Origin of the sequence: Polaromonas sp. (genome assembly GCF_012927455.1) — a bacterium.
In the GTDB taxonomy this organism is placed as follows: domain Bacteria; phylum Pseudomonadota; class Gammaproteobacteria; order Burkholderiales; family Burkholderiaceae_C; genus Polaromonas.
In genome coordinates this window covers 325420-342697 of record NZ_JABBPE010000008.1, presented here as the reverse complement: position 1 = coordinate 342697, position 17278 = coordinate 325420, and the positions used below count along the sequence as shown (strand labels likewise).

The following is a 17278-nucleotide window of genomic DNA, read 5'->3' as shown; positions in this document are numbered from 1 at the left end:
CACTGCCTGGTTCTTGTAGTCAACTATCGGCGTTGTCCTTCATGAACCTGCGCGCCTTTGCAGAAAAATGCGTTTATGGACGGCACGGTCATGTCTTTTGCATGCTTGGCAACTCGCGCAGCCAAGCCGGCCGCCGCCCGCGTCTGCGCGCTGCTGCTGGGGCTGCTGATGGGCGGCATTGCAGGCTGCGACGCCAAATCCGCTTCGAACAGCCGTGCCGCCGACCTTGTGCGCGGCCAACGCCTGCTGGCGCAGTACCAGTGCGGCAGTTGCCACACCATTCCCGGCGTGGCGGCGGCGCGCGGTCGCCTCGGACCCTCGCTGGAGGCTTTTGGCAAACGCAGCTACATCGCAGGCCATCTGCCCAACGGCCCGGACCTGCTGGCCCGCTGGATCGCCGCGCCCGCCGCGCTGGTGCCCGATACCGCCATGCCCAGCATGGGCGTGTCGCCGGCTGACGCGCGCCACATGGCGGCCTACCTCGGAAGTCTTCAGTGAGTGCCTTCGCCGGCCAGCTTCAATCGGTGCTGTCGCCCGCTGGCAGCGCCGCCGGCAGCATCGCCAGCCTGAGCTGGCTGCTGTTTGTCGGGGCGGCCTTAATTTTTGCCGGCGTGATGGGCCTGCTGGCCTGGGCCGTGTTGCGGCGCGCTACCCAGCCGGTGCGCCCCAGGCTCTGGATCATTGGCGGCGGGGTGGTTTTTCCGCTCGCCGTGCTGACCAGCCTGTATGCCTACAGCAACCTGCAAACGCCCGGCTGGCTGGCGCAGCCGCCTGCCGGCGCGCTCATCGTCGGCATCACGGCGCACATGTGGTGGTGGGAAGTGCGCTACCGCGACCCGGCCAGCGGTCAGGACGTCACGCTGGCCAATGAACTGCATCTGCCCCTTGATCGCCCGGTCTGGCTGGGCCTGAGCAGCCCGGATGTGATTCACAGCTTCTGGGTGCCAGCGCTGGCCGGCAAGATGGACATGGTGCCGGGGCGCGTCAACCACCTGCTGGTCGAGGCCCGCCAGGCCGGCGTTTATCGCGGCCAGTGCGCCGAATACTGCGGCGAGCAGCACGCCCGCATGGCGCTGCATGTGGTGGCGCAGGCGCCTGCCGCGTTCGACGCCTGGCTGGCCGCGCAAGCCAGGCCGGCCGCAGCGCCAACCGGCCCCAGTGCGCCGCTGATTGAGCGCGGCCGGCAGGCCTTTCTGGCGCAGCGCTGCAATGCCTGTCACAGCGTTCGGGGCGTCGCCGAGCAAGGCCGGCTCGGTCCGGACCTGACGCATGTCGGCAGCCGCCTTTATCTGGGCGCGGGCACGCTGCCCAACCAGGCCGGCAGCATGGCGCACTGGATCGCCAACACGCAGGCCATCAAACCGGGCGCGCGCATGCCGTCGTCAAAAGACATGGACAGCGCCACGCTGAGCGCGCTGGCCGCCTACCTGGAGCAGCTGCGGTGACCGATGACGGACGCCAGCTGCCATCCAGCCTGCCGCGCCCGCCGAATGAGCTGGCGCAGCTGGAACTCGCCTGGAAATCGCCCAGCGGCTGGCGTCATTTTTCCGCCGTCAACAACAGCCACGTGGGCCTTTGGTACATCGCCACCGCGCTGCTGTTTTTCGTGCTGGCCGGCGTGCTGGGGCTGATGATCCGCGCCCAGCTGGCGCTGCCCGACAACACGCTGCTGAGCGCGCAGACCTACAACCAGATCTTCACCATGCACGGCACGGTGATGATGTTCTTGTTTGCCGTTCCGGTGGTCGAGGCGATTGCCGTCTACCTGCTGCCCAGCATGCTGGGCGCGCGCGACCTGCCGTTTCCGCGCCTGAGCGCCTATGCGTTCTGGGCTTACGCGATTGGCGGGCTGGCATTTTTCTGCACGATCTTTTTTGGCGTGTCGCCCGACAGCGGCTGGTTCATGTACCCGCCGCTCAGCGGCAAGGAATATTCGCCCGGCGTGGGCGCCGATTTCTGGTTGCTGGGCATAGGCTTTATCGAAATCTCGGCGATTGCCGGCGCGATCGAGCTGATCATCGGCATCCTGATGACGCGCGCGCCCGGCATGACGCTCGGCCGCATGCCGCTGTTTGCCTGGGCCATGCTGGTGACCGCGTTCATGATCGTTTTTGCCTTTCCGGCCATCATTGCCGGCACGCTGCTGCTGGAACTGGAACGCGCCTACGACTGGCCGTTTTTCATTGCGGCGCGCGGCGGCGACCCGCTGTTGTGGCAGCACCTGTTCTGGTTTTTTGGCCATCCCGAGGTCTACATCATCTTTTTGCCGGCCGCCGGCATGGTCTCGATGATGGTGCCGGCCATGGCCAAAACGCCGCTGGTAGCACACCGCGCCATCGTCATTGCGCTGATTGCCGTCGGCGCCATCAGCCTGCTGCTGTGGGCGCACCATATGCTCACGGTCGGCTTGAGCCCCCTGGCCATGCACCTGGTGTCAGTCGCCAGTTTTGCCGTCGCCATTCCCAGCGGCGTGCAGGTATTTGCCTGGATCGCCACGTTCTGGAAAGGCCGCGTGCAGCTCAACGCGCCGACGCTGTTTTTGCTCGGCTTTCACTTTATTTTTGTGCTGGGCGGCCTCACCGGCGTGATGGTGGCGGTGCTGCCGTTCAACTGGCAGGCGCACGACACCTATTTCATCGTCGCGCATTTTCACTATGTGCTGATAGGCGGCATGGTGTTTCCGGTGTTTGCGGGCCTGTACTACTGGGCGCCGCTGATCAACGGCCATGGCCTGTCCGAGCGGCTGGCGTGCTGGGTCTTCGCTCTGATGTTCGGCGGCTTCAACCTGGCATTTTTCCCGATGCACATCAGCGGGCTGCTGGGCATGCCGCGCCGTGTTTACAGCTACGCCGGCGACCTGGGCTGGAACGCGCTGAACATGATGTCGAGCGTGGGTGCCTTTGTACTGGCGCTCGGCGTCCTGCTGTTTTTTATAGACGCTGCGCGGACCGGTTTTAAAAAGGAAGTGGCACATGGCAACCCGTGGCAGGCGCCGACGCTGGAGTGGTTGCCGCAGGGCGATTACGGCTTTCGCAGCATTCCGCAGATTTCATCGCGCGAACCCTTGTGGAGCCAGCCGCAACTGGCTGAAGAGGTGGTGGCGGGCCGGCATTTTCTGCCCGGCACGACTTCGGGCCGCCGCGAAACGCTGGTGACCAGCTGGCGCGACGCCGTGCCGCAGCATCTTTTGATTATTCCGGGCGACAGCTGGTGGCCGCTGATTGCCGCCGCTGGAACGGCGGGCTTTTTCCTGCTGCTGACCGTCGAGTGGATTGCGCTCGCATTGGCTTGCGGAGTCACTGCGGTTGCCGCCATCGTCGTCTGGCTGTGGCAGTCCGACAACCCGCAGCACAGCGCGCGAGTCGAGGTCGCCGACGGCGTGTTTTTGCCGGTGGGCGCACAAGGCAGCGCCTCGCATTCGTGGTGGGCCATGGTCATCTTGCTGTGTGTCGATGCCACGGTGTTTGCGTCGCTGCTGTTTGCCCATGTGCATGTCGCGATGGCCGCCGAGGTCTGCCCGCCGCCCGGCGCCAGCCTGCCGCCCTGGCAATGGCCTGTTGTCGCGGCGGGGCTGCTGCTGGCCGGATCGGCCGCCATGGCCGGGGCGAAAAGGCTACTGGGCCGAACGCACCCAGCCGGCGTCTGGGCGTTGGTGCTACTGGCGCTGCTGTGCCTGCTGGCAGCCGCAGGCGCCGACTTCTGGGGCCAGCAGCTCGCCCGGCTGCAACCGGTCGCCAACGCCTGGAGCGCCACCATTGCCGCGCTGCTGGCCTGGCAAGGCTTTCATGTTGCCGTGCTGTTGGTGATGGGGCTGTACGTCTGCGCGCGCAGCTGGAGCGGAAAATTGCTGCCCGCTGCGCGCGCGTCGCTCGACAACACCGTGCTGCTTTGGCACTACGTGACGCTGCAGGGGCTGATCGGCATGGGCGTGATCCGCCTGTTGCCGCTAATTTGACGTGCCGGCCTCCAATTAAGGGGTTAAATAAGGCTCTAGCCCAATAGCTACGGGCGCAAGAAGCTATCAAAATGATAGTACTTGCGCCCGCAGGGAACACGCGAGGAAACACGGGAGGATACAGGCGTTCAAGCCCCCAGGGCAGCTTTCAGTCGCGGCTTGACAGGCTGGCCGGCATGCAGCCAGGCGCGCCGCAGCACCGCCGGTGACTTGGTCTCTTCCGGAATCAACAGGTAGTTTTGCGCACGCATCGCCGTGCCGACGCCGACCTGGCTGGTCAGCACGGTCATCGGAATGGCCAGCAGCAGCGGCAGGCCGACCGGCAGCAGCCAGACCAGCGCGCTGGCGTCAATCATGGCAATGCCGGCGGCCAGCACTACGATGACCAAACTCATGGGGGCGAGTTGCTGCAGCGCGACACGCCACGGCACGGCGGCGGCTTCGCGCGGAGGCGATTTCCATTCCAGCTTCAGGCCGGTCAGCGCCACCACCACGAACAGCGTGTGCGCCAGCATACGGATTGGCGCTTGCAACAAAGCAATCAGCGTTTCCAGCAGGGCGCTGCGCAGCAGGCTGGCGGTGCCGCCATAGGCTTGCTGCTGGCCGTTGAGCAGCACAGCGGCAATGCCGAGCGCGCGCGGCAGGAACAGCATGCACAGCGTCCAGGCCCACAGCGCGACCAGCTCGCCGGGCAGCAGCGTCCAGTCGGTCACCATCGGCGAGCCGGCCAGCCACAGCGCGGTGCCCAGCGTTAGAAAGCACAGCCACAAAGGCGCAGACAGGTAAGCCATGGCGCCGGTGCCGAACATCGAGCGGTGCACCGCGTGGATGCCGGGCTCGGCAATCAGGCGTGAGTTTTGCAGGTTGCCCTGGCACCAGCGGCGGTCGCGCTGCAGCTCGGCCAGCAAGTCGGGCGGCTGCTGCTCGTAGCTACCCACCAGGTCGGCCACCAGCCAGACGTGGAAACCGGCGCGGCGCATCAGCGCGGCTTCGACAAAGTCGTGCGACATGATGCTGCCCGACATGCCGCCGGTGCCCTTGATGTGCGCCAGCGCGCAATGCTGCATGAAAGGGGCTATGCGGATGATGGCGTTGTGGCCCCAGTAGTGCGACTCACCCATCTGCCAGAACTGCATGCCCAGCGTGAACAGGCGGCCGGTCACGCGCGAGGCGAACTGCTGCGCCCGTGCGTGCAGCGTCACATGGCCGATCGCCTGGGTGGCGGTCTGGATGATGCCGGCGCTCGGATTGGCTTCCATCAGCTTGACCATGGAGACCAGGCAGTCGCCGCTCATCACGCTGTCGGCGTCCAGCACCACCATGTAGCGGTAGTCCTTGCCCCAGCGGCGGCAGAAGTCGGCTACGTTGCCGGCCTTGCGGTCGGTGCGGCGCTTGCGCAGGCGGTAATAGACCTCGATTTGCGGCTGCTCGGGCTGGCTGGCCAGCTGCGCGCGCAGGTCTTCCCAGGCGGCGCGCTCGGCTTGCTGAATAGCCGGGTTGTTGCTGTCAGACAGCACAAACACGTCGAAGGCGCCGACCTGGCCGGTCAGCGCAACCGACTCACAGGTGGCGCGCAGTCCGGCAAACACGGTGCGCACGTCTTCATTGCAGATCGGCATGATGATGGCGGTGCGCGTCGACTTGTCCAGCGTGTGGTGCTGTACCTGCCTGGCCGACAAGGTGTGTTTGTCGCCGCGCAGCGTCACATAAAAGCCCATCATCGCCGTCATGAAGCCGGTAACCACCCAGGCCGACAGCAGCGCGAACAACGAGATCTGGCCGTACTGCTGCCAGACGCTGTCGTAATCGGGTTGCATGTCGGCAAACAAGCTGGTGGCCAGCACCGTGCTGAGCACTGTCAGCAGCACAAACACCGCGCGGCGGCGTTTGGCGGCCTGTTGCCAGGGTGCCAGCGGCAACGCGGGTACGGTGGTTGGCGCCTGCTCAGACTTCCGCAGCGGGTGCAGCAACGCCGCGCCCATGCTGTTCCAGAAGCCGCGCCAGGGCCGCGGCACCATGGAGCCGCGATGCACCGGCGGCGCCGTGACCGAGTTGGGATGACGTTCTTCGCGCAGCAGGCTGCGGCCCAGAGCCGGGTTGGCCGGTTTGGCACTGGCCATTAGGGTGTGATCAGGTTGGTCCATGTTTCCGTCAGCGTGTTGCTGTTGTGTTGGAGGAAGGCGCGAAGCTCAATTGGCTGGGCGGGCGGGATAGAAATTGCAGCGCTGCCGGAGGCGGTAGCAGCGGCGGCGGGGACCGCACTCAGGCGCTCCACCCGCAGGGTCAGGCGCCAGGCGCCGGTGGCGGGGTTTTTGTAGGCCAGGCTTTCCAGCACGCGGGCGTTGGCGCTGGCCGTTACCTTGGCTTCCACCTTGGCGTCTTCGGGCAAGGCGTCCAGCGCCGGGCCGGCAAAATCGATGACAAATTGGGTCTGCTGGCTCTGCGTTTTAGCGTCAGCCCTGGAGTAGCCCGTGCCGCGGCGCGACTGGGTGACCCAGCCGTTGGGCGGCAGTTGCTGGTTTTTGCCTTGCCAGGCGATCTGGTAGGCGATGTCGAGCGACTCGCCAGGGGCGGGCATTTTTGCGGGCACCCAGTAGGCGGCCACGTTGTCGTGGGTTTCGTCGGGGGTGGTGAACTGCAGCAGCTCGACCCGGCCGGCGCCCCAGTCGCCCACCGGCGTGATCCAGGCGCTGGGCCGCAGCTCGTAGCGCGCTTCGGTGTCTTCGTAATTGTTAAAGCTGCGGTCGCGCTGCATCAGGCCAAAGCCCTTCAGGCTCTTCATGCCGAAAGACGTGACCAGCGGCGACGCCGGGTTTTGCAGCGGCCGCCAAAGCCATTCACCGTCGCCGGTGGCGACCATCAAACCGTCCGAATCGTGCACTTCGGGGCGAAAGTCGCCGGGCCGGGGCTGGTTCTCACCAAAGAAAAACATGCTGGTCAGCGGCGCCAGGCCCAGCGTGGCCACCGGGGTTTTGCTGGCGCGCATGAAGATGCGTGCGCTCACCTGGGTCAGCGTCTGCTCACCCGGCTTGACATCAAAACGGTAGGCTGCCGTCATATGCTCGGAGTCCATCAGCGCGTAGATGACGAGTTGCGTGGCGCCGGGCGCCGGCTTTTCCAGCCAGAAGTCGGTAAAGCGCGGAAACTCTTCCTTGGCGGCGCCCACCGTGTCAACCGCCAGGCCGCGCGCCGACAGACCATAGCGCTGACCCGCACCGAGTGCGCGGAAATAGCTGGCGCCGGAAAATACGATCAGCTCGTCTTTGTAGGTCGGCGAGTTCAGGTTGCTGAAAGCGCGCACCCCGCCATAACCCAGGTCACCCCAGTCCTTCGGCGAAACCTTGTTTTTGCCGAAGGTGAAGTTGCCCGGCGCGTAGGGCACGGGTTTGACATCTTTGGGCGTGATTTCGTGGATGCGCACCGAATCGCCGTTGGGCCCGACATGAAAGAAGTTGGCTTCGTAGGGCAGCTTGTCGGCGCGCCAGACGGTGCGGTCCTTGTTAAAGCGAATGTCGCGGTAACCGTCGTAGTCGAGCTTGGCGAGTTCGTCGGGCACCACATGCGAGGCAGGCTTGAACGGCGCTGCTGCATTCTTGCGCGCCAGCGCGGCGACATCGTCAAGGCTCCACGCATGGGCCGGGACAGCGGCCAGCGTCAGCAGGCTCAGGCAGGCCAGCGCCGCCAGGCGGGCGCGCCATGTGCGGCCTAAAGCGGGTTTTGAAACCGGATCGAAAGGCGCGGCAGAAACTCGTAAAAAAGCTGACATCGGCTTACTAGGGCAAACCCTGTGCCAGCTTTGAAATGTTCTTCTAAATCAATGACTTGAAGCAGTAAAAAAAATGTCTGCGGTGAAATAACGGAAAAAATGGCGAAAAATCGCTGCAATCCGGCCTTTTTGTCGCCAAACAGCGACAGTCTTGCGGTGCCGACGGAAAAAATCCTTTGAAATCAAGCGCCTAGGCCTGTCGCTGCAGAGCGACTAGGTGGCGGCCGGCGACGACAGTTCGGCTTTGAAGTGGCCCGGCGTCAGGCCGTGTTTTTGCATCAGGCGGTAAAACTCGGTGCGGTTGCGGTCGGCCAGGCGCGCCGCGTCGGCCACGTTGCCGTCGGTCAGCTTGAGCAGCCCCACCAGGTAATCGCGCTCGAAACGCTGTTTGGCCTCGGCAAAAGTCAGCACCTGCACGCTTGGCGAGCGCAGCGCGCGCTGCACCAGTGCCAGTGGCACCAGCGGCGTGGTCGACAGGGCGCAGACCTGCTCTACCACGTTGTAGAGCTGGCGCACATTGCCCGGCCAAGCCGCCGTGGTCAGGGCTTTCAACGCTTCCGGCGCGAAGCCGCTCAGGCGCTTGTTGTACTTGGTGGCCAGCGTCACCAGAAAATGGTTGGCCAACAGCGGGATGTCCTCGCGCCGTTCCGACAGCGGCGGCAGCGTCAGCGAGACCACGTTGAGGCGGTAGTAGAGGTCGGCGCGGAACTCGCCGCCCGCCATCGCGGCATCGAGGTCGCGGTGCGTCGCCGAGATGATGCGCACATCGACGGGAATCGACTGGCTGGAGCCCAGCGGCCTGACCTCGCGCTCCTGCAGCACGCGCAGCAGCTTGACCTGCAGCGCCGGCGGCATGTCGCCAATCTCGTCGAGCAGCAAGGTGCCGCCATCGGCCGCCTGAAACAGCCCTTTGTGATTGGCCACCGCGTCGGTGAAGGCGCCCTTGACGTGGCCAAACAATTCGGACTCCAGCAAGGCCTCGGGAATGGCGCCGCAGTTCACTGCAATGAAGGGCTTGCCGGCACGCGCGCTGGCCTGGTGAATCGCCTGCGCCAGCAATTCCTTGCCGGTGCCGCTTTCACCGCGCAGCAGCACGCTGGCGTCGGAGTGCGCCACCATGCGCGCTTCGGCCAGCGCCTCGGCCATGCGGCTGGAGCGGCTGATGATGTGGCTTTGCCAGGCCTCCGGGCTGCCGCGTTGCGTGCTGTGGGCGGGCGCGCTCAGCGCCAGCGCCTGGGCAATCTTGTCGAGCAGACCCTTGCCGTCAAAGGGCTTGGTCAGGTAGGTGAAGACGCCGCGCTCGGTGGCCTCTACCGCATCGGGAATGGTGCCGTGCGCGGTCAGCAAGATCACCGGCAGCGAGGGATGCTGCGCGCGAATGTCGTCAAACAGCGCCAGCCCGTCGCGCCCCGGCAGCCGAACGTCGCTCAGCACCAACTGCGGCCGCTCGATATGCAGCTGCGTCAGCGCGGCTTCGGCCGAGGTAACCGCCGTCACCCGGTAACCGGCAGCCGTCAGCCGGATCGTCAGCAGGCGCAGCATGTCGGCGTCGTCATCGACCACCAGCAGATGGGCGGCGACCGGGTTCGATGAGCCGCTCATGGCGCGGGCGCAGGGTTGCGATGGTTGGGCGCCGGCGCCGATGCTGCGGGCCGCGCTGTCAGGCTGCGCTCAATCGCCTTGAGCGCCTCCAGCCGTTCGTTGGTTTGGTCCAGCTTGCGCTGCGCCTCGCGCGTTTGCTGGGTTTGCTTTTCCAGCTGTTCCTCGACCCGGCGCTGCTCGGCATAACGCGCGGCCAGCAGGCGCGCCAGCGGATGCAGCGGCTGGGCTTGGTCGTTGGAATTGCCGAGTACTCGGGCCAGCAGTTCCTGGGCGCGCACCAAGTCCGGCAACTGGCGCAACTGGCTCAGCACCAGTGCCAGTTGCAGCTGGTTGGCCGGCCCGGACTGATCGCCGGCCAGCCGCGCCGCCTCCTGGCCCAACTCCGCAGACGGCATCAGGCGCACCCGCTCGGCGTAAGACAGCATGTTGGGTAACGCGTCGTTGGCGGCAGACGCGGTCAGAGCGGCCGCAGCGGCAGGAGCCGGCAGTTTGATGCTGGCGGCAGCGCTGGCGGCGCCCTTGGCGGGGGCGGCCAGGGGCTCCGGGATTCGCTCCTCCACAGGTGCCTCGTCCTTGCCGGCCGGAACCAGGCTGCAACCGGCCAGCAGCGCGGCGGTCAGCGCAACCCCTGCGCCTATGCGGTAGAGGCGGGTGCGGCGCTGCAGCGTGGAAAAATCAGGTTTTAAAAACATGGGGAAGCTCTACTCTGAAGTGTGCACCAGGATGGTCTGGCAGCAGTTCTATGTGACCGCCGTGCGCGGCGACGTATTCATGCACGATGGACAAGCCGATGCCGCTGCCGCGCACCACGCCCTCGGGCTGGCGTTCACCGCGGTAAAAGGGCTCAAAAATCCGCGCGCGGTCGGCCGCTGCAACGCCCACGCCCTGGTCGTGAATATCGATGCGCGCGCATTCCGGCTGCTGGCTCAGTTCCAGACGGATCTGGCCCTGCAGCGGCGAGTAGCGGATTGCGTTGGACAGCAGGTTGGCCAGCGCGGTGTCGATTTTTTCGCGGTCCACTTCCAGCGTCAGCGGCTCGCCGACGATGCTGACCGTCAACTCGCGGGCGCGCCACTGCAACTGCTGCGCATCGACCTGCGCTTCCATCAGATGCAGCAGTTCCACCGGCTGGCGGTGCAGCTGGCGCGCCTCGAAAGCCGCGGTATTGAAGCGCAGCAGGTCTTCAATCTGGCTTTGCAGCAAGCCGGTGTTGTGGCGCAGGATTTGCGCGATTTCGCGCTGCTCGGCGTTGAGCGCGCCGGCCACGCCGTCTTCCAGCAGCGACACGCCTTCGCGCAGCGATGCCAGCGGGGTTTTGAGTTCGTGCGAAATATGGCGCAAAAACCGCGACTTGTCGGCGTCCAGCTCGACCAGCCGCAGCCGCAGCCAGTTCAGCCGCTGGCCGACCAGCGCCAGATCGGCCGGGCCGCGAATCGCAATCACCTGGTCCAGCCGGTTTTCGCCGAGGCCGATGATGGCGCGTTCGAGCCGGCGCAGCGGCAGCGTGAACCACACGCCGAAAGCCAGCGCCATGGCCACCGCCAGCGCGATGGCCCAGCTCACCTGCCGCCTTAGCTGATGGCGGCTGGCGTCCAGCTTGCCTTCGAGCGAGCGGTTGCGCTGCTGAATGGTTTGCTGCACCTGCACGGCGATCGCGTTGCTGACCTCCTCGAGTTCGCGAAACTCCTGCGCCAGCCGGCGTTCCCGCTCCAGCGCGGTGTCGGCCGGGCCGATCAGCAGGCTGTTGACGGTCTGCAAGCTGGCGCGCCAGCGTCCCGCCACGTCATCGTGGATGCCTTCGACGGCCAGCTTGGTCAGAATGCCCGTGGCATCGCGCGCTTCATCGGCAAAGCGGCCGCGCAGCACCCGGTCATCGAGCACCACCGACTGGCGCGAGCTGCGCTCCATCGAGACACTGCGCTCGCTCAGCGACTGGGCCGCGCCATTGAGCTCGAGCGCGCGGCTGGCGTTGTCGCGGCTTTGCAGCGTGAGTTCTTCCAGCGCGAACAGCGCGCGCAGCGAAGCCGCCCCCAGCAAGGCGGCAATCAGCAAAAAGGCGATGACCAGCAGTTGCCGGAACGAGAATCGCTGCAGCATGGAGAGCGGGCGTTTCAGCAAGCGCGGCGCTTAAGCCGGCACGGCGGCGTCCCGCGTCAGGACTTCGCCGCGCAGCGAACGCTGGCTGGCTTGCGTGATGGTGAGGTCAATCATCTGGCCGACCAGCCGCGGTTGGCCCTTGAAATTGACAACGCGGTTGCATTCGGTGCGGCCCATCAGCTCGCTAGCGTCTTTGCGCGACGCGCCTTCGACCAAAATGCGCTGCACCGTGCCCAGCCGGCTGGCGCTGATGGCGCGCACGCTGTCGTCCAGGGCGGCCTGCAGGCGGTGCAGTCGCTTCAGCTTGACTTCGTGCGGTGTGTCGTCGGGCAGATTGGCGGCCGGCGTGCCGGGGCGGGGGCTGAAGATAAAGCTGAACGAGGTGTCGTAACCGACGTCGTCGACCAGCTTCATCAGCTTGTCAAAATCGTCCTCGGTCTCGCCCGGAAAGCCGACGATGAAATCGCTGCTCATGGCCAGATCGGGCCGGATGGCGCGCAGCTTCTTGATCGTGCTTTTGTATTCCATGGCGGTGTAGCCGCGCTTCATCGCCATCAGGATGCGGTCGGCGCCGTGCTGAACCGGCAAATGCAGGTGATTGACCAGCTTGGGCAGTTTGCCGTAGGCGTCGATCAGGCGCTGCGTGAATTCATTGGGATGGCTGGTGATGTAGCGGATGCGCTCAATGCCCGGGATGTCGGACACATACTCCAGCAGCGCGGCGAAGTCGGCGATTTCGGCTGTGCTTCCCATCGCGCCACGGTAGGCGTTGACGTTTTGGCCCAACAGCGTGACTTCTTTGACGCCCTGGTCGGCCAGGCCGGCGACCTCGACCAGCACATCCTCAAAGGGCCGCGAAACTTCTTCGCCGCGCGTGTAGGGAACGACGCAGTAGCTGCAGTACTTGGAGCAGCCTTCCATGATGCTGACAAAAGCGCTGGCGCCTTCGACGCGGGCCGGCGGCATGTGGTCGAACTTTTCAATCTCGGGAAAGCTGATGTCGACCTGCGGCTTGCCCGACAGCGCGCGCCTGGCCAGCAGATCCGGCAGGCGGTGCAGCGTCTGCGGGCCGAACACCACGTCGACATAGGGCGCGCGCTGGATGATGGCCGCGCCTTCCTGGCTGGCGACGCAGCCGCCCACGCCGATTAGCACGCCTTTTTCCTTCAGGTGCTTGACGCGGCCCAGGTCGCTGAAAACCTTTTCCTGCGCCTTTTCGCGCACCGAGCAGGTGTTGAACAGGATCAGGTCGGCCTCCTCCATGTCCTGCGTCGGCTCGTAGCCTTCAGCGGCATGCAGCACGTCGGACATCTTGTCCGAGTCGTACTCGTTCATCTGGCAGCCGAAGGTTTTGATAAAGACTTTTTTGCTCATGATATGCTACTAAATTGATAGCTACTTGCGCCCGTATCTATTGGGCTAGAGGCCTATTTGATGCTTTAAAGTGACAAAACGGCGCTGTCGGGCTTGCCGTTAAGGGCTAAGGCGCCCTGGCGCCATCTGCCGGTGCGCTTCCCCCGCCGAACCAGCGCTCGAGCAAGCCGCGCCGATTCAGCCGGGCCTCTTCCTCGGTGAGGATCCAGACCTGCTGCACCTGGCCGGCCGGCTCGCGCAGGTAGTTCACCACCAGCTTCTGATTGACCAGCGCGCCAGACAGCACCAGCAGGTTGTCGGCGCCGCGTATGCGCGCCCCAGGTGACAGCCGCTCGGGCTTGCCGTCCAGGGTGATCTCCGGCGGCGTCAGCACCACCAGCTCGCCACGCGACACGGTTTTGGGAAATTGCCGGCCGGGCAGGGTATCGACGGCGGCTTCGCTCTGCGCCAGGGCAGGCAGGCTGGCGAAACTACTGGCCAGCAGCAAAGCGGCTATCAGATGGAGCAGTTGGGACGTGCAGCGGTTCATGGTGTGTGTCCAGAGGCTGTAAAGTGACAAAGCCCCAGAAGCTGTGTGACTCTGGGGCTTTCAAGGCATTCCTGGTGGTGATAGGTGGACTTGAACCACCGACATCAGCATTATGAATGCTGCGCTCTAACCAACTGAGCTATATCACCGCGCGACCGGTATTATAGCTAGAAGCTGCGGCGCTTTCAGCGATGCGTGAACGCCGGTTTGCGTTTATTCACGAAAGCGTCCATGCCTTCCTTCTGGTCGGCCGTTGCAAACAGCGCATGAAAGAGCCGGCGCTCAAACATCACGCCGTCGCTCAGGCCGCTTTCAAAGGCCCGATTGACGGCTTCCTTGGCCGCCATCACGCTGGGCTGGCCATAGCTGCAGATCATCAAGGCGGCGCCCAGCGCTTCGTCCATCAGCTTGTCCAACGGCACGACGCGGCTCACCAAGCCGGCGCGTTCCGCCTCGGCGGCGTCCATCATGCGTCCGGTCAGGGCCATGTCCATGGCCTTGGCCTTGCCGACGGCGCGCGGCAGGCGCTGCGTGCCGCCAGCGCCCGGAATGATGCCCAGCTTGATCTCGGGCTGGCCAAACCTGGCGTTGTCGGCGGCAATGATGAAGTCGCACATCATCGCCAGCTCGCAACCTCCGCCGAGCGCAAAGCCGCTGACGGCGGCAATCACCGGTTTGCGCACGGCGCGTATCTGCTCCCAGTTGCGCGTGATGAAGTCGCGCTGGTAGACATCGGCAAAGTCCAGCGTCGCCATGGCGCCAATGTCGGCGCCGGCGGCGAAGGCTTTTTCACTGCCGGTGATGATGATGCAGCCGATGCTGTCGTCGGCGTCAAAGGCCTTGAGCGCGCTGCCCAGTTCATCCATCAACTGGTCATTGAGCGCATTGAGCTGCTTGGGCCGGTTCAAGGTCACGATGCCGACCTGGCGCGAATCCGGGCCTTCGGTGCGGGTTTCAATCATTTCGTAGGTCATGGGCTTTCCTTGGGTTAGTCGCAAATGATGCCATTGTCTCGCGGTGATGCTGGCGCGCGGCAGTCGCTTGGGCAGGGTAGGCCGCGCAATGCTAAATTCGGGCGAGGAGACCTACATGACTGCCAACGAATCCAACGCTGAATCCACTGTTTTGTACGCCACGCAAGGCGCTGTGGCGCTGCTGACACTGAACCGGCCGCTGGCGCTGAACAGTTTTACGCGCCAGATGCACCACGAATTATGGACGGCGCTGGACCGGGCCGAAGCCGATCCGCTGATTCGCGCGCTGGTGATCACCGGCGCGGGCCGTGGCTTTTGCGCCGGCGCCGACCTGTCCGAATTTGATTTTGCCCCCGGCCCCGATCTGCTCGAACGCGCCGACCCCGGGCCGCTGATTGAAGAGGCCTTCAACCCGACGGTGCGCCGCCTGATCACGCTGCGTATGCCCACGCTGGCGGCCGTCAATGGCGTGGCGGCCGGCGCCGGCGCCTCGCTGGCGATGACCTGCGATATTGCGCTGGCCGCGCCTGGCGCCAGCTTTATCCAGGCCTTCAGCAAGATCGGCCTGGTGCCGGACGCCGGCGGCAGCTGGCTGTTGGTGCAAAAACTTGGGCTGGCGCGCGCCATGGCGCTGACTTTGCTGGGTGACAAACTGCCGGCCGCGCAGGCGAAGGAGTGGGGCCTGATCTGGGACGTGCAGGACGACCCGCTGGCGGGCGCGCTGGCGCTGGCGCAGCGCCTTGCCGCGATGCCGACGCTGGCGCTGGTCGCCACGCGCCAGCTGCTGCGCGAGGGCGCCAGCCGAACGCTGCAGCAGCAGCTCGACTTCGAGCGCGACGCGCAGTCGGCGCTCGGGCGCACACACGATTACATCGAGGGCGTGACGGCTTTTCTGGAAAAGCGGCCGGCGCTTTTCAAGGGCGCATAACGCAAAACGCTGGCCGGCGCTGGCGGGTGTAAGACCGCTCAGGCCGGCAATGCCAGCCACTGGTCGAGCAGCGCGGCATCGCGCGCCACCAGGCGCCAGGTCGTCAGTGCCGGCGGCAGGGTCAGTTCCAGCCTGAACAGGCGCTGGTCGCGCGCCACCAGCGCCGTCACTTTTTTGGCAGAGCCGGCATACAGCGTGAGGTCGTCAAGCCGGCGCATGCGCCAGCCCTCTTCGGCAGAAGTCGCGGCCTTGCCGGTGGCTTCCAGCCCCAGCCATTCATCGCCCGCAGCAAAGCCGGCCAGCTCGGCCACGCCGCCGCGCAGCACGGTCTTGACCTGCACGCCCTGGTTTTCGGTGACGCGCAAGCCTAGCCGCTGCGCCAGCTGCGCGGGCTCTTCCAGCACTGCCACGCCGTGCTGCTCCAGCAGGGCCTTGAGCGGCAATTCATCCAGGCCATGGACCCAGCGCGCCAACTCGGCGGCAAACGAGCGCCCGCCCACAGCCTGCAGCGCCGCCGCCACATCGGCTTCGCGCAGCGGGCCGGCCTTGCAACGCAGCCAGAGCGCGCGCATCACCTGGTCCAGCGTCGCGCCGCCTTGCTTGCCTGCATTGCTTTCACTGCGCAGTGTCAGGTCCAGGCAAAGCGCCACCAGCGCGCCCTTGGAGTAGTAGCTGACGGTGGCGTTGGGGGTGTTTTCGTCGGGCCGGTAGTATTTCACCCAGGCGTCAAAACTGGCCTGCGCCACCGTCTGAAGCAGCCGGCCCGGCGTCTGCATGACCTGGTTGATGGTCTTGTTGATCAGCTTGAGGTAGGCCGCGTTGTCCAGCAGGCCGGCGCGGCGCAGCAGCAGGTCGTCGTAGTAGCTGGTAAAGCCCTCAAAGAACCAGAGCAGTTCGGTGTAGTTCTCGCTGCCGTGCCGGTAGCTGGCAAACTCCGCCGGGCGCAGGCGTTTGACGTTCCAGGTGTGAAAATACTCATGGCTGATCAGGCCGCGCAGCGTGGTGTAGCCCTCGGCGGTCTTGGGCTGACCAATACGCGGCAGGTCCTTGCGGGTGCAGATCAGCGCGGTCGAATTGCGGTGTTCCAGCCCGCCGTAACCGTCGTCCACGGCGTTGAGCATGAACAGGTAGTTTTTGTACGGGGGCTTTTTGCTGCCATGCCAGAAGGTGATTTCGGTCTCGCAAATCTTCTGCGTGTCGGCCAAGAGCCGGGCGCCGTCAAAGGTCGGCGCGGCGCCCGCCACGACGAAGCGGTGTGCCACGCCGCAGGCCTTGAACGTGCCGCTCCAGAACGCGCCCATTTCCACCGGACAGTCGATCAGTTCGTCGTAGTCGGCCGCCAGGTAGCTGCCAAAACCCTGCGCGTTGACCTTTTGGACCGTCAAAGCGGTGGCCAGCGACCAGCGTTTCAGGCCGGTGGCGGGCTTGGGCGCCGGCAGTTCCAGCAGATGCGCTGAGGTTTCCTGGCCCTCCACCTTCAGGCACAGACTGGTGCCGTTGAAAAAACCGCGCTGGCGATCCAGCCAGGCGCTGCGCACCGAGTTGTCGTGGGCATGGACCTGGTAGCGCAGCACCAGCGGTTTGGCGGCGGAGCAGGCGATTTGCCAGCTGCATTTGTCCAGTTGCTCGACCGCCAGCGGCGCAGCCGCGCCTTGCTGCGCCTGCAAACCCTGCAGGTTTTTGGAAAACTCGCGGATCAGGTAGCTGCCCGGTATCCACACCGGCAAGGACACGCGCTGCAGCGCCAAGGGCCGCGCAATCGTCAGCGTGACCTGAAACAGATGGGCGTGCAGATTGCCGATCTCGACGCGGTAATGCAGCGGTGCGGCGGCCTTGCGGCTGCTGGGGATTTTGCTGGTCTGGGGGAAGGGGGAGGTGTGGCCTGGCATGTTGAAGTGAAGAATACCAGCCCAGTCGCAGCCCGTTCTTCAAGACCGTTTACCAGGCTCGCCACGGCCCGGGGCTCGTCACAGCGAAGGCTTAGCGTGCTATTAATAAAATAGCAGCTTGCGCCCGTAGTTATTGGGCTAGAAGCCTATTTGATCAATAAATT

Annotated in this window: 13 protein-coding genes and 1 tRNA gene; 4 read left to right on the top strand and 10 right to left on the bottom strand. The window is 65.1% G+C overall.

Annotated elements, in window-relative coordinates; translation table 11 throughout:
• Window positions 1-90: 90 nt before the first annotated feature.
• The 3 genes from HHJ18_RS10155 to HHJ18_RS10145 are packed head-to-tail and all read left to right on the top strand — an operon-like array spanning window position 91 to window position 3955.
• Entirely contained in the window at window positions 91-498 is a 408-nt protein-coding gene (locus tag HHJ18_RS10155) for a c-type cytochrome (protein WP_296914730.1), read from the top strand.
• Window positions 495-1445 carry a cytochrome c oxidase subunit II gene (coxB, locus tag HHJ18_RS10150; RefSeq protein WP_296914727.1) on the top strand — a complete coding sequence of 317 codons (951 nt, stop codon included), beginning with the start codon at window positions 495-497 and terminating at the stop codon, window positions 1443-1445. Before HHJ18_RS10155 ends, coxB begins: the two co-directional genes overlap by 4 nt.
• Window positions 1442-3955 (top strand): cbb3-type cytochrome c oxidase subunit I, encoded by a 2514-nt coding sequence (locus HHJ18_RS10145; protein ID WP_296914725.1) that lies wholly within the window; start codon window positions 1442-1444, stop codon window positions 3953-3955. Before coxB ends, HHJ18_RS10145 begins: the two co-directional genes overlap by 4 nt.
• A 128-nt stretch (window positions 3956-4083) precedes the next feature.
• On the opposite strand, the gene mdoH is transcribed toward HHJ18_RS10145, so the two are convergent.
• The 9 genes from mdoH to HHJ18_RS10100 form a co-directional block, all read right to left on the bottom strand.
• Window positions 4084-6075 (bottom strand): glucans biosynthesis glucosyltransferase MdoH, encoded by a 1992-nt coding sequence (gene mdoH, locus HHJ18_RS10140; RefSeq protein WP_296914722.1) that lies wholly within the window; start codon window positions 6073-6075, stop codon window positions 4084-4086.
• Window positions 6075-7721 carry a glucan biosynthesis protein G gene (locus HHJ18_RS10135; protein WP_296914720.1) on the bottom strand — a complete coding sequence of 549 codons (1647 nt, stop codon included), beginning with the start codon at window positions 7719-7721 and terminating at the stop codon, window positions 6075-6077. Before HHJ18_RS10135 ends, mdoH begins: the two co-directional genes overlap by 1 nt.
• A gap of 213 nt (window positions 7722-7934) precedes the next feature.
• On the bottom strand, window positions 7935-9323 hold the full coding sequence (locus HHJ18_RS10130) for a sigma 54-interacting transcriptional regulator (protein ID WP_296914717.1): 1389 nt from the start codon (window positions 9321-9323) through the stop codon (window positions 7935-7937).
• On the bottom strand, window positions 9320-10015 hold the full coding sequence (locus tag HHJ18_RS10125; protein ID WP_296914715.1) for a hypothetical protein: 696 nt from the start codon (window positions 10013-10015) through the stop codon (window positions 9320-9322). The genes HHJ18_RS10130 and HHJ18_RS10125 overlap by 4 nt, the downstream gene beginning before the upstream one ends.
• Window positions 9999-11420 (bottom strand): ATP-binding protein, encoded by a 1422-nt coding sequence (locus HHJ18_RS10120; RefSeq protein WP_296915182.1) that lies wholly within the window; start codon window positions 11418-11420, stop codon window positions 9999-10001. Before HHJ18_RS10120 ends, HHJ18_RS10125 begins: the two co-directional genes overlap by 17 nt.
• Before the next feature lie 30 nt (window positions 11421-11450).
• Window positions 11451-12794 carry a tRNA (N6-isopentenyl adenosine(37)-C2)-methylthiotransferase MiaB gene (miaB, locus tag HHJ18_RS10115; protein ID WP_296914712.1) on the bottom strand — a complete coding sequence of 448 codons (1344 nt, stop codon included), beginning with the start codon at window positions 12792-12794 and terminating at the stop codon, window positions 11451-11453.
• Window positions 12795-12900: 106 nt separating this feature from the next.
• Window positions 12901-13323: a hypothetical protein gene (locus HHJ18_RS10110; protein ID WP_296914710.1), complete on the bottom strand. Its 423-nt coding sequence runs from the start codon at window positions 13321-13323 to the stop codon at window positions 12901-12903.
• 72 nt (window positions 13324-13395) lie between these two features.
• A tRNA-Met gene (locus HHJ18_RS10105) sits at window positions 13396-13472 on the bottom strand.
• A 36-nt stretch (window positions 13473-13508) separates the two neighbouring features.
• Window positions 13509-14297, bottom strand: a complete 789-nt coding sequence (locus tag HHJ18_RS10100) for an enoyl-CoA hydratase (protein WP_296914707.1) — start codon at window positions 14295-14297, stop codon at window positions 13509-13511.
• Between the two features lie 115 nt (window positions 14298-14412).
• Between HHJ18_RS10100 and HHJ18_RS10095 the strand changes: the two genes are divergently transcribed.
• Window positions 14413-15225: an enoyl-CoA hydratase-related protein gene (locus HHJ18_RS10095; protein WP_296914704.1), complete on the top strand. Its 813-nt coding sequence runs from the start codon at window positions 14413-14415 to the stop codon at window positions 15223-15225.
• A 38-nt stretch (window positions 15226-15263) separates the two neighbouring features.
• Here the strand turns inward: HHJ18_RS10095 and HHJ18_RS10090 are convergent, their stop codons facing one another.
• The gene (locus HHJ18_RS10090) at window positions 15264-17114 is read right to left on the bottom strand and encodes a peptidase M61 (protein WP_296914701.1); all 1851 of its coding nucleotides are present in this window, start codon (window positions 17112-17114) and stop codon (window positions 15264-15266) included.
• Window positions 17115-17278 lie beyond the last annotated feature (164 nt).